Origin of the sequence: Dermabacter sp. Marseille-Q3180 (assembly GCF_940792985.1) — a bacterium.
Taxonomy (GTDB): Bacteria; Actinomycetota; Actinomycetes; order Actinomycetales; family Dermabacteraceae; genus Dermabacter; species Dermabacter vaginalis.
In genome coordinates, this window is record NZ_CALNWU010000001.1 from 519,382 (window position 1) to 532,300 (window position 12,919).

Below are 12,919 nucleotides of genomic sequence, written 5' to 3' on the forward strand. Positions count from 1 at the left end.
GCGCGAACCGAAAAGGACGCGCTTTATGCCGCTTCAGGTTGCAGTTCTTTGAATGTCAAGAGTTTGTCTCGATAGTACTCGTACTGTTTCCGCCGAGCCTCGATCTCCGCCGGCAAACCCGACGACAAGTCGTTTACGAGCGCATCAAATCTGTCTAGCTGGGACGCAATCCTTTTCTGCTCCGGTTCACTAGGTACCGGAATCTTGAAACGAGCAAAACGCTTCCATTCGATTGAATTGACTGAACCTCCATGCTTTGTGACTTTCAAAAGGATTTGGCGACCGTAAGCGTTCAAAGCATGAAAGACATACCGAGCGTCAACATCCTTTTGGACAACAAGCGCTTTGAGGTCCTGATTGATGGTCACTTCGTTTCCTGCCGTAGCAACGGGAAACCGTTTCGCCAAGATACTAGAACGTGTGACGACTAGGATGGCTCCTGCAGGAATAAGGCGCGCACGTGCCGAGTTCACAGCATCCATAGTTACGAAATCAATGGTTCTGCCGATATGCGAAACACTCATGTCCTTGGGAGAAACCCATGGAATTGTTCCTTGGTTCCAGTATTTTGTCTCACTCTTGCTAGGTGTACTTCCACCATGCCATTCCCCAAGGGCGCCAAGCTCAACCCACGTCGCCCCCCCGTCTTCAGGGAAGGTGAGAAGCTGGTCGCGGTAGTGCTCGTACTGTTTCCGGCGAGCCTCGAGCTCAGCCTCGAGCTCAGCCTCGAGCTCAGTAAACAGATCAAGAATCTTCACGATCTCCCGCTGCACCTCAATCGGCGGAACCGGGACTAGATACTCAAGGATCTTTGCCTTGTCACCGCGCGGCATTTTCCCGCCACGAGCAAAGCGATTGTTGTAGGTAAAGAATGACTCTGTCGTAAGGAACCAATACAGAAATCCCGGTTCCAACCGCTCTACTACTTCTTCGTTCAACGTCAGGACTAGAACGTCCCCACTTGCACCACCGGAACGGTCAGACAGCCAGATCTTCCTCAAATACGGGCGAATATTACCTAGAAGTATGTCGCCATTTTTAAACGCCGTGGAGGTCTTTGTGTTGGGTCCATATTTCGAGTCTTCACGCCCACCAAGGTTTGGCAGTAAGTTGTCGACGCCGACAAAGTTCGATTCGTCGAGCGCAGCCGAGGCAACCTTCTTTTTGGAATATGAGACTAGTTCGCCCAACCGACGAAACGGAACCCCATTGGGGCAGAGTTCTTGAATCAATTTCTCGACGCGGCTCATTTCGTTACTCCGCTTCAAGCTCGGCAACGATTGCATCGATGCTAGTACGCAACGCAGCCTGCCGCTCGACGATTTCAGCGATCTCAGCGTTCAGCTGAACGATGTCGATTTGTTCACGCGTATCTTCCAGTTCCACGTACGAGCTCACGGAGAGGTTGTAGTCGTTCGCCGCGACTTCCTCAGCGCTCGCCCGCTTGGAAACGTACTGTTCCTCACGACGTTCCGCGACCATCTCCACGATCTTGTCGCGATGCGACGGCGTCATCACATTGTATTTACCCTGCCTGACGAAGTACTTTGACGCGTCGATAAACAACACATCGTTATCCTTTTTGGACTTCTTCAACACGAGCACGCACACAGCAATCGTGGTGCCAAAGAACATCTCCGCTGGCAACTGAATCACCGCATCGACATAGTTGTTGTCCACCAAGTATTTACGGATCTTCTGCTCCGTGCCCCCGCGATACAACACCCCGGGGAACTGCACCAACGCGGCCGTGCCATCGACCGCGAGCCACGAGAGCACATGCATCGTAAAGGCGAGATCCGCTTTCGTGACCGGCGCTAGCACCCCAGCCGGGGCGAAGCGAACGTCGTTAATCAGCAACGGGTTATTCTTGCCCTCCCACCGCGTGGAATACGGCGGGTTCGAAACAATCGCGTCGAACGGCTGATCATCCCAATGCTGCGGATCAATCAGCGTATCCCCGTGCGCGATGTTGAACTTGTCGTAGTTCACGTCATGCAAAAACATGTTGATACGCGCCAGGTTATAGGTAGTCAGGTTGATCTCCTGACCGTAATATCCCTGCCGCACGCCATTTGGGCCAAGGACCTTCGCGAACTTCAGAAGCAGCGACCCCGAGCCGACAGCCGGGTCATACACGCGCTGCACCTGCGTTTTACCGATCACCGTCAGACGCGTGAGCAGTTCGCTGACTTCCTGCGGGGTGTAATATTCGCCGCCCGACTTACCGGCCTGCGAGGCATACATCTGCATGAGGAACTCGTACGCGTCACCGAACATGTCGATGCCCTCATCGTGCCGCTCACCCACATCCAGGTCACCGATCGCGTTGAGGAGCTTCCTTAGCTTCTCATTGCGGCGCTCCACTGTATTGCCCAGGCGAGGCGAGTTCACATCAAGCTCATTGAAGAGCCCCTTGAGGTCATCCTCACTCGCATGCCCCACCGAGGAGCCCTCGATGCTCTGGAAAACCCTCTCCAGAGTTTCGTTGAGGTTCTCATCCTGCGTTGCCCGCGCCCTCACGTTCACGAAAAGCTGCGAGGGGAGGATGAAGAATCCCTTCTCATCCACCATCATGTCTCGGATCGGTTCAGCCTGCTCATCCGTAAGACTCGCGTAGCTGAACCCTTCGCCCTCGTTCTTTTCAATAAAGCTTGCGAGGTTCTCCGAAATGAAGCGATAGAACAGCATGCCGAGCACATAGCTCTTGAAATCCCAGCCGTCCACCGCGCCGCGAAGCTCGTTCGCAACCTCCCAAATGGTCCGATGCAAACGATCCCGCTGAACCTCACGCGGCAAAGAACTCACAACAACCCCTCAAAAACAGGCAGGCGGAAACAGCCAGAAAAACACTTCGTCCAGGATACGTCAGTGCCCGTCGACTGAAGTGCTGGCGCGGGCGGCAGCGCGGGGCGCTGGCCTACGCGGAGAGCTCATACGTGTATCAAATCGTGTGCTGGCCCATTTTCGCTGGGTTGAGTTGAGAAGGTCGAACAGATCGCTGCACACAAATCCGCGCGTACCTTTTCCGATGCTCCGCTCGTCAAGCACTCCCGCGGCCTCAAGATATTCCAATGCCTTGTGCGCTGAAGTGCGACTGCTCCCCGTTAAATGTGCAGCAGCGTTGATCGATAGCGCCGGAAGTTTCGGCAAGACCTCCACAACCTTCCACACGGTGGAATCGCTTCGAGGAGGAGCAGCGCCAACGCTCTTCGCGTACTCAACGACTAGCTGACGGCTGTGAACGTCAAAACGATCGAGTTCATGCTTCAGGTCGAGAGCGAGGTCCACGGCAGAATCGGCCGCACCAATGAAGTGGCTGAGCCAAGCGTTGATCCCTTCGTCGAGGCTCAATGATCGTTGTGGTTCAACCTCGCTCGTCAATGATGCCCCCTCTGGGATGCCGCGATACGCCATGAGGCCGGCGACATACTCGTCAGACCGCGTCAGCAGCACCTGGCTCACGGGCAAAACAGCTCCCAGCGCCAAACCCGTTCGGGCAAACACCGTGTGGATCAGCGCACGGCCAATTCTTCCGTTGCCATCAGCAAAGGGGTGCAGTGTTTCAAACTGTGCGTGGGCAATCCCCGCCTGGATAAGCGGACCGTTGGCGGCACCGTTGAGGAACGACATGAGGTCTTCGAGTGCCGGTTTGAGATCATCGGGGCTCGGAGGGATGAACTCCGCCTCCCCCGGGTGGAAGCTGTTTCCACCCACCCAGTTTTGCCGATTTCGCGTACCGAGATTGCTTCGGCCTGGCAGGAGCTCACGTTGGAGCTTTTCGATATCTTGCCATTCGATGCGCTCGGCGCTGCTGAGTTCTCCAACGGCACGCGTCAGGGCATCGATGTTCCCCACGATTTCAGCTTCAGCTGTGGTGTTTGCACTACGGGCCCCGGTTTCGGAGCCGCGTTCTTCGCGCCTGAGTTCCTCTAGGGCGATCTTCCTCGCATTGGACTGCACCCCCTCGATGAAGGAGCTCGACACCGCCTCGCTACGGAGCAGATAGGGCGCAAGCGTCTCCATCTTTCCGCCTGATTCCTGGAGGTTAAGACTTCGGATGCGTCGCTCCACCCGACCGGCCTCCTGCGAGACACGCGGATCGATCCGCCATTCGGGTTGGGCAAGGGAAGCGGGAATATATGACCAATAGGTACCGGCCCACCGGTCCCGAGGCCTGCGACCGTGTTCCGAGGGAAACCAGGTTTGAGCCTTCCACGACATCGCCGCTAACCTTTCATTCGAAGCCCTTCCGTGACACTTTAGATCCTAAAGTGTCACCGATTGAGGGTTTATGAAAGCTTAGGGGCGAAAATTTTGCACCTGAGGGCCTTGCGCGACCAAGGGGTCCGGGGATCACAGCTCAGATCTCGATCTCCCGCCCGAGCACCCAATCGGGAATCATCACCTCGCGGGCGTAGTAATCGAAGATGGGGGCGGCTTCTGCTGCGGTCCAGACGTCTTCGGGATAAACCTGGATGCTCGGGTAGCGGGGGTGGATCGCCGAAGTTTCATCGCCCTCCGGCTCTTCGCGACAGAGAACAAAGTGCACGTAGGTGCCGTCGGATCTGGTGTAACGAAACTCGATGGTGAGGCGATCGGCAGTGCCCGCGCACTGAAGGTACTGGTCAAGATAGTCGGGGCTGGCAAACTCCTCGTCTGCCGGGTAGTGCCATAGCACGAGCGAATGGAGACTCTCGCCGTCCATGCGCTCGAGGGTGCGCTCGAAGCCGATTTTGCACTCATGCTTCGCCTCGTACGAGGTTTCACCGTTGATTGTGAGGGCCGGCGCCCACTCGGTATCCGTCATAGGAAAAACCTAGCACGACGAAACAAGGGGGGATGGCGCCCGCGACAGTGTCCGAGGTCATGACATATTTGACGGGGTGTGCCTGGGGAAGGCGTTGTGATCCTTGACAGGTCAGTCGCGTCACTGTTGACACTTAGGGTTACCTCACTCGTGTCGGTGACGCTTGACTGGTGAGTCGGGACATGGTTGACACCATGAACAGTCCCAACCGCAACCTCGCCATCGTCAGAGCCGTTCAAGACCAAGGCGGCACACCCACCAACGTCGCCAAACGCTTTGGCATCTCACGCCAACGCGTCCACCAGATACTCAACGCCTACGACGCAGGCGGCGCCGAGGCAATCGCACCGAAATCACGTGCCCCTCACACCCACCCACACGCGGTACCGGACGCGTTGCGCAACGAAATCATCGATATCCGCAAACAGCTCACCCGGCACGGACTTGACGCAGGACCCGAAACCATCGCCTACCACCTCGAACAGGCCGGCAAACGTGCCCCGTCAACTTCGACGATCCGTCGCATCCTCACCAACGAAGGCCTGATCACCCCGCAGCCGCAAAAGAAGCCAAGAAGCTCCTACATCCGCTTCGAGGCCGCAATGCCCAACGAATGCTGGCAAGCCGACATCACCCACCTCTTCCTTGCCGACAACACACGCATTGAAGTCCTCGACTTCCTCGATGACCACTCGCGATACCTGTTGTCAATCACCGCGGCCGCCGCATTCACAGGCCCCGCCGTCGCCGCCGAACTCACACGCTTAATCCACACATACGACCCGCCAGCATCCACGCTTACGGACAACGCACTGGTGTTCACCGCACGCCTAGCCGGGCGCAAAGGTGGGAGAAACGCTTTCGAAAAAGTGCTCGTCGCACACAAAATCCAACAGAAAAACGGCCGGCCAGGCCACCCTCAAACCCAAGGAAAAATTGAGCGGTTCCACCAAACCCTCAAAAAATGGATTAAAGCCCGACCCCCAGCACAAAACATTGATGAGCTGCAACAACTCCTCAATGAGTTTCGCCAATACTACAACTGCACCCGGCCCCACCGCGCCCTGGGCAGACGCACCCCACAGCAGGCATACACCACCGGAGTCAAAGCCACACCCAACAACAACCCCAAAGAAGAATGGCGAACCCGAAACGACACAATCGACAAAAACGGCAAAGTCAGCGTGCGCTACGCCGGCAAACTTTTCCACCTCGGCATCGGACGCGCCTACAAACACAAGAAAATTCTCATGGTCATCACCGACAACCACATCATCACATCACTGGTTGAAACCGGAGAAGTACTCACCGAGCACTACATCGACACCGCCCGCGACTACCAAAAGGCCTACTGGAAACACGGCGACCCACCGCTCTACCCCAAATGAACAAAACCGGCACCCCAGAACAAAAACAACTGGGATGCCGGCCCGTCCAGCATGTCGCGACTCATGCGTCAAGCATGACGCGACTCATGACAATGGCGCCCGCGACAGGATTCGAACCTACGACCTTCTGCTCCGGAGGCAGACGCTCTATCCACTGAGCTACGCGGGCAACCGTGCCAGTTTAGCAAGATCAGGCACGGGGCGCGCCTTGGGGGCGCGAAACGTGATGCGCTAGGCGGGAACGGGCAACTGGGCGCCGTGAAGGACCGCCGACGGATCCGCCGCGATACCGAGGCCACTCGGCTCGGCGCCGCTACGCACGAGGAGGTCGCCGACTGCGGCGATCATCGCGCCGTTGTCGGTGCACAGGCTCGGCGGGGGCACGCGCAGCTCGATGCCGAGCTTGTCGCACTGCTCCTGGGCCTTCGCCCTCAGGTGACGGTTTGCCGCAACGCCACCCACGATGACGAGGGTGCTCAGCTTCTTCTCCTGGCACGCCTTCACGGCCTTGGTCACGAGCACGTCTACAACTGCTTCCTCGAACGAGGCTGCAATATCCGCAACGGGAACGGCAGCGCCCGTGCGCTCGATCTGTTCAACGGTGCGGGCCACGGCCGTTTTTACGCCAGAGAACGAGAATGTGTACGGATGATCGCCCGCACGAAGCATCGCGCGCGGGAAACGGAAAGCTTCGCGGTCCCCCTCGAGTGCGGCCTTCGAAATTGCGGGGCCGCCGGGGTACCCGAGGCCAAGCAAGCGGGAAACCTTATCGAAAGCCTCACCGGCGGCGTCGTCCAGCGTGTCACCGAGGTGCACGATCGGGTCACGAACGAGGTCGCGAACTTCGAGGATCGAGGTGTGCCCGCCCGAGACGATCAGGATGATGCTGTGCTCGGGAAGTGGGCCATGCTCGAGCGTGTCCGCGGCAGCGTGCCCTGCGAGGTGGTGCACGCCGTACAGAGGCTTATCGAGGGCCCACGCAATCGACTTCGCCGCCGCAAGCCCCACGTGTACAGCGGTGGCGAGGCCGGGGCCGGACGTTGCGGCCACGTGTGTGATGTCTTTCGGCTCAACGCCGGCGTCCTTGAGCGCGATCTGGAGGGTGGGAACAACCGCATCGAGGTGGGCACGCGCGGCGATTTCGGGAACCACTCCCCCGAATTCCGCGTGTTTCGACGCGGACGACGCAAGCCCCTGACCTAGAAGTTTTCCTTCACTGACAATTCCGAAGCCGGTCTCATCGCACGAGGACTCGACTCCGAGAACGACCGGGCTCAACGCCACAGCGACATCGGATCGACGTGCCCTTCGCCCTTCTTGAGGCCGAAGTGAAGGTGGCAGCCGGTCGAGCGGCCGGTCGAGCCGACGTTGCCGACCTGCTGACCCTTGGTCACGGTATCGCCTACGTTCACGGATTCGGCCGAGAGGTGGAAGTATTCGGTCTCCACACCGTTGCCGTGGTCAAGTACAACGGCGTTGCCGCTCGCGGAGCTCTTGTAGCCCGAAATCTTGACGGTTCCGGACTCGGCGGCGTACACGGGGGTGCCGCAGTTCGCGCCGAAGTCAACGCCGTCGTGCATCTTGCGGTACCCGAGGGTGGGGTGAACGCGGTAACCGAACGGGGAGGTGATGGGGGCACCGGGTGTGGGCTTTTGCCACTCGCCATCGCCGGCGACCTCACCGAGGCCAGCGGCTTCGACTTCGGTCTGCTCGACTTCGGCCTCGAGGTTCCCCTCAATCGCGGTATCCGCGTAGCTGATCTGGTCACTCTGCACGGCCGCGGGAAGCGCGGCGCTCTGCACAGCCGTCGCTTTCTCAGCAACTTCCTGTTGCTGCGGGGCGATGGCTTCCGACGTGGCCTCGACGCTCGACGGGAGAGCCGTGCCCTGATCGGCAGCGGCAGCAGCAAGCGGAACGGCGATTGTCGCCGTGGCGAGGGCGCCTACGACACCAACCTTGACGGCCGAGCTCGCGGCCTCCGAGTTGCGCCTGGTCCCCTGTGCTGGCTGGAGGGGCCTCATCTGAGCCCTTCCGGCTGCGCGATGCTTCGCCACGGTGTTCGTCCTTTTACCACGTTGATGATCAGTGCTCGCGCGGGGCTGCCGCGCAGGCCCTCACGGATGGGGAAGCTCCGCTTTTAGGACCACTACTAACGTAGGCCCACGAACAGCCCCAATCGGCCCACCTGAACGAGTGATTGCCGAATTTTTACTGTCGGCGTCTCGAGCGTCACTTCCCAGGCGCGCGTTCGACCCACACAGCAACGCGCCACACACATTGCTGTGTGTGGCGCGTCACGTCTCTTTACCAAGGGGCCTACGCTCGAGCGCCCGCGGGGCGAGCGCCGGCAAGGCGCTGGCGCTGCATAACGTCGTTGACCTCGCCCACGAGCTCCTCGAGAACGTCTTCGAGGAACACCGCACCCACGCTCCTGTGGTTCGCGGAATCAACGCGGGCCATGTGCGCACCGTTGTACTGCATGGCGCGCAGCACTTCCTCTACGTCATCATCGTCGGCCACCGAGACGACCGCGCGAACCTTACCCGGGCTCACCGGGGTCGTGTACACCGAGGGATCTTCGCCATCAAGCACGATCATGTCCTTGAGGTGCAGGTAGCCCACGAGGTCTCCCGCGTCATTCTTTACGCCGAGACGGCTGAATCCGGTACGCGCCACGATCTCCTCGAACTTCTGCGGAGTGATGCCGTAGCCGACCGTCACCACATCCTCCATGGGCACCATGACGTCGCCCGCGACATGGTCGGAGAACTGGATCGCCCCCTTGAGCAGCCCCTGTTCGTCGTCAAGAAGCCCTTCGCGTTCGGATTCGTCCACGATTGCGGCGATATCTTCTGCCGTGAACTGCGCCGACACCTCGTCCTGCGGTTCTACCCCGAGGAGGCGCAGCGCCGAATTTGCGGTGGCGTTAAGGAGCCAAATCACGGGACGCAAAATCTTTGTGAGCCACACGAGGGGTGGCGCGAGAATACGAGCTGACCCCACCGGAAGCGCAATCGAAAGGTTCTTCGGCACCATCTCGCCAAGGACCACGTGCAAGTAGCTCGCAATGAGAAGCGCGATCGTAAACGAGATCGGGTGCACGAGCGCCTCGGGAACACCGAAGCTTTCGAAGATCGGCTCAATGAGATGGGCAATCGCGGGCTCGGCTACCGCACCGAGCGTCACCGAGCACACGGTCACCCCGAATTGTGCGGTGGCGAGCATGAGCGACACGTGCTGAATCGCCCACAGCGCGGTTTTCGCACCGGGCTTGCCTTCGGCCGCGAGCGGCTCAAGCTGGCTGCGGCGCACGCTCATCACGGCAAACTCAGCACCCACGAAGTACGCGTTGCCCGCGAGCATCGCGAGACCAATCAGAAGTGCGGCAAGGTCACTCATTGCTGCCCTCCTCCTCGTCTTCCGTGCGCGCACGCGCCTCGTCGGAAAGTAGTTTCATGTCTACGGTGTCCACGCGGCGGCCATCGAGGTCCACGACCTCGAAGCGCACGCCCGGCACCTCCACCACGTCACCGACCTCCGGGAGCCGCTCGAGGCGGTCCATGATGAGGCCGCCGAGGGTTTCATAGTCGGGAGATTCGGGGATGATGACCCCCATGTCACGGCGAATCTCATCGGGGCGCATGAGGCCCGAAACCGTCCACTCGTCCACCCCGCCCTGGGCAAAGCGCTCGGGTTCATCGGTGTCGTGTTCATCGGAAACCTCGCCCACGATCTCTTCGATCACGTCTTCGAGCGTGACGATTCCGGCCGTGCCGCCGTACTCGTCGATCACCACGGCGAGCTGTGCGCCTTGGGCACGCAGATCCTCGAGAAGTGAGTCGAGGCCCACGGTTTCAGGCACGCGCACAACTTCGCTCATGATCTCCTTCACACGCGTGCGCGAACGCTCGGCGGGCGGGAGCTTGATCGCCTGGCGGGCCTGCACGATCCCCACAACGTCGTCTTCACTCTCGTCAGTCACGGGAAAACGCGATTTGCCAGAATCGGCGGTGAGGGCGAGCACTTCCGACGCCGGCTCGCTCATATCGATGCTGATCATCGCTCCGCGATGCGTCATGACGTCGGCAGCCGTGCGGTCCGCAAGTTGAAGCGTGCGGGAAAGTAGCACCGCGGTGCCCTCATCAAGGGTGCCTGCCTGAGCCGAGTGGCGCACGAGCGAATCGAGCTCGGCGGGTGAGCGCGCCGCCGAGAGCTCTTCTTGCGGCTCAACTCCGAGGAGGCGCAAGAAGAAGTTCGCGGTCGCGTTAAACATGATGATGAGCGGCTTGAGCGCGATCGTGAAGCCGTGCTGCATCGGTGCCACAATCTTGGCCGTCTCAAATGGCGCCGCGATTGCAAGGTTCTTCGGGATGAGTTCACCGAACACGACCGAAAAGCCGTAGGAAAGCACCATCGCCAGCGCAAGCGCGGTCGTGGACACAATCGAGGCCTCGAGCCCCGTGAACGACAGCAGGCTCGAGAGCACGTTGGTCAGCGGATCTTTGACCGCAAAACCAAAAATGAGCGTGGTGATGGTGATGCCTACCTGCGCACCCGACAGGTTCGTCGAGAGGTGGGTGAGGGCATTCATCACGCCCTTCGCCCCCTTATCGCCACGCGCCACGGCCTTTTCCACCGTGTGTTTATCGAGCGCCACGAGGGAGAATTCTGAGGCCACGAAGATGGCCGTTCCGGCGGTCAGGAGAAGGCCCACGCCGAGGAGGATCCAGGTCATCATGCCCGCTCACCACCCGCGAGCGTCAAAGCCGAGGTACCGCTCGAGCGGCGAAGGTGAGGGGGCATGGAACTTCGAGGTGGTGAATCGTTTTCGTTCATCGTACGCGCCACTATAGTGCACGTTTCCTTCACAGCCGCACGAGATTTTGCGCAATAGGGTTGAGATCATGATGAGCACTTCACCCACACCCGCGAACGCCGCGGAATCGCACGCCAGAATCGTCGTTGTGGAAGATGAGCGCACGATCGCGCGCACGATCAGCGACCGCTTGAGCGCCGAAGGCTGGACCGTCGCGATCGCCCACGATGGCCCTTCGGGGGTCGCGACAATCGAGAACTTTAAACCCGATGCGGTCGTTCTCGATGTCATGCTTCCCGGTTTCGATGGACTCGAGGTGTGCCGCCGCGTGAGGGGCCTCGGCGAGTTCGGGGTACTCATGCTCACTGCTCGCGACGAGGAATCCGACATGCTTGTCGGCCTCGGTGTGGGCGCAGATGACTACATGACCAAGCCCTTCTCAATGCGCGAACTCGTGGCACGCCTCAAGGCCCTCGTGCGGCGCGTGCGCCGAAACGCCGCCACACCGGAGGCGGACGCACCCTCGAAAATTGAGCTCGGTGACCTCGTGATCGACCGCGACTCGAGACGCGTCACACGCGGCGGAAACGAAGCACACCTCACGCCCACCGAATACGACCTTCTCGTATGTCTCGCGCTCGCGCCCGGAACGGTGCTCACGCGCGAACAACTCCTCGAAGACGTGTGGGATTGGGTGGATGCGACCGGCACCCGCACGGTGGATTCCCACGTCAAGGCGCTTCGCCGGAAGCTCGGGAGCGACCTCGTGAGAACCGTCCACGGGGTGGGGTACGCCCTTGAGGTTCCGGAAGGTGAGCTCGCGTGAGGGTTCCGACGCAGGCCCTCGACTTATCGCCCCTTCAGCGCTTTGGCTCGTTCAAGATCAAACTGGGCGTCATCGTTGCCGTATCCGTGCTCGTCGCCGCACTCCTTGGTTGGGCCGGTTCAGCTGCGGGGCTCAATCCCCTGCTCTTCATCCCGCTCACGGTGCTCGCCGCTCTCGTCGTGACACAGATCCTCGCGCGGGGCATGACGCGCCCCCTGAGAGAAATGACCGTCGCCGCGAAGGCCATGGCGCTCGGAGATTACGGCAGGCGCGTCACCACAAAATCTCGCGACGAGGTGGGGCAGCTCGCGTCGGCCTTTAATACGATGTCCGCTGAGCTTGCCCGCACGGATGAGCTCCGCCGCGACCTCGTGGCAAACGTCTCCCACGAGCTGCGTACCCCCGTCGCGGCTCTGCGCGGCCAGCTGGAAAACATGGTTGACGGCGTGACGGCCGCGACGACCGAGAGTCTCGAGATTGCGCTCGGCGAGACTGAACGCCTCACGCGGCTCGTCACCCATCTCCTCGACCTCTCACGGCTTGAGGCCGGAGTCATGGATATTGAGCGCGAGCGCATTGCCCTCACGCCGTTTCTTCACGAAGCCGTGGACAGCGCCCAACTTGCCGCACGTGTGCAAGAGCGTGACGTGCGCTTCGTGATCGACGTTAAGCCGCAAGAGTTAAGCGTGACTGCCGATCCCGCGCGCATTCACCAAGTCATCGCGAACCTGCTCGACAACGCCTCGCGCCATTCGCCGAGCGGCGGCACAATCTATGTGCGCGCGTGGGAGTTCAAGAGCACAGGTTCGATCGCCATCGAGGTGCGTGACCAGGGCCCCGGCATCGCCGAGGCGGATCGCGAAGCCGTTTTCGAACGTTTCGAACGCGGCGGAACTCCCGATCAAAGCGGCGGCACAGGCCTGGGCCTCGCGATCGCGCGCTGGGCCGTGGAGTTACATGGCGGAACGATCGAGGTGATCGACCATCCGGGGCGCGATTCTGCGGACCCGAGCTCGACGATCCGCGTTCTGCTCCCGAACACCCCCCTACGTGACGAGCGCGCGCTCGGTTAGTCTTGG

The 12,919-nt window shown here is 60.3% G+C and carries 11 protein-coding genes and 1 tRNA gene; 3 read left to right on the forward strand and 9 right to left on the reverse strand.

Annotation, left to right across the window (positions count from 1 at the left end):
• Positions 1 to 23: 23 nt before the first annotated feature.
• The 4 genes from NBW56_RS02350 to NBW56_RS02365 form a co-directional block, all read right to left on the reverse strand.
• Positions 24 to 1,250, reverse strand: a complete 1,227-nt coding sequence (locus NBW56_RS02350; RefSeq protein WP_250257838.1) for a restriction endonuclease subunit S — start codon at positions 1,248 to 1,250, stop codon at positions 24 to 26.
• A gap of 4 nt (positions 1,251 to 1,254) precedes the next feature.
• Positions 1,255 to 2,799, reverse strand: coding sequence for a type I restriction-modification system subunit M (locus NBW56_RS02355; RefSeq protein ID WP_502799328.1), 1,545 nt, complete (start codon positions 2,797 to 2,799; stop codon positions 1,255 to 1,257).
• 69 nt (positions 2,800 to 2,868) lie between these two features.
• On the reverse strand, positions 2,869 to 4,026 hold the full coding sequence (locus tag NBW56_RS02360) for a Fic family protein (protein WP_250257842.1): 1,158 nt from the start codon (positions 4,024 to 4,026) through the stop codon (positions 2,869 to 2,871).
• A 337-nt stretch (positions 4,027 to 4,363) separates the two neighbouring features.
• Complete coding sequence (locus NBW56_RS02365) at positions 4,364 to 4,810, reverse strand: hypothetical protein (RefSeq protein WP_250257844.1); 447 nt, start codon at positions 4,808 to 4,810, stop codon at positions 4,364 to 4,366.
• 194 nt (positions 4,811 to 5,004) lie between these two features.
• Between NBW56_RS02365 and NBW56_RS02370 the strand changes: the two genes are divergently transcribed.
• Entirely contained in the window at positions 5,005 to 6,198 is a 1,194-nt protein-coding gene (locus NBW56_RS02370) for an IS481 family transposase (protein WP_250257520.1), read from the forward strand.
• Positions 6,199 to 6,291: 93 nt separating this feature from the next.
• On the opposite strand, the gene NBW56_RS02375 is transcribed toward NBW56_RS02370, so the two are convergent.
• The 5 genes from NBW56_RS02375 to NBW56_RS02395 all read right to left on the reverse strand — a co-directional run bounded on the left by NBW56_RS02375 (position 6,292) and on the right by NBW56_RS02395 (position 10,936).
• Positions 6,292 to 6,367, reverse strand: a tRNA-Arg gene (locus tag NBW56_RS02375).
• A gap of 62 nt (positions 6,368 to 6,429) precedes the next feature.
• A complete protein-coding gene (gene tsaD / locus NBW56_RS02380) occupies positions 6,430 to 7,482 on the reverse strand; it encodes a tRNA (adenosine(37)-N6)-threonylcarbamoyltransferase complex transferase subunit TsaD (protein WP_150333066.1) in 1,053 nt (350 codons plus the stop codon).
• Positions 7,473 to 8,252, reverse strand: coding sequence for a M23 family metallopeptidase (locus tag NBW56_RS02385; protein ID WP_250257846.1), 780 nt, complete (start codon positions 8,250 to 8,252; stop codon positions 7,473 to 7,475). The genes tsaD and NBW56_RS02385 overlap by 10 nt, the downstream gene beginning before the upstream one ends.
• Positions 8,253 to 8,514: 262 nt before the next feature.
• Positions 8,515 to 9,597: a hemolysin family protein gene (locus NBW56_RS02390; RefSeq protein ID WP_250257848.1), complete on the reverse strand. Its 1,083-nt coding sequence runs from the start codon at positions 9,595 to 9,597 to the stop codon at positions 8,515 to 8,517.
• Positions 9,590 to 10,936: a hemolysin family protein gene (locus NBW56_RS02395; RefSeq protein WP_250257849.1), complete on the reverse strand. Its 1,347-nt coding sequence runs from the start codon at positions 10,934 to 10,936 to the stop codon at positions 9,590 to 9,592. The genes NBW56_RS02390 and NBW56_RS02395 overlap by 8 nt, the downstream gene beginning before the upstream one ends.
• A 166-nt stretch (positions 10,937 to 11,102) precedes the next feature.
• On the opposite strand from NBW56_RS02395, the gene NBW56_RS02400 reads away from it, so the two are divergent.
• The gene (locus NBW56_RS02400) at positions 11,103 to 11,840 is read left to right on the forward strand and encodes a response regulator transcription factor (protein ID WP_250257851.1); all 738 of its coding nucleotides are present in this window, start codon (positions 11,103 to 11,105) and stop codon (positions 11,838 to 11,840) included.
• Positions 11,837 to 12,913 carry a HAMP domain-containing sensor histidine kinase gene (locus NBW56_RS02405; protein ID WP_250257853.1) on the forward strand — a complete coding sequence of 359 codons (1,077 nt, stop codon included), beginning with the start codon at positions 11,837 to 11,839 and terminating at the stop codon, positions 12,911 to 12,913. Before NBW56_RS02400 ends, NBW56_RS02405 begins: the two co-directional genes overlap by 4 nt.
• Positions 12,914 to 12,919 lie beyond the last annotated feature (6 nt).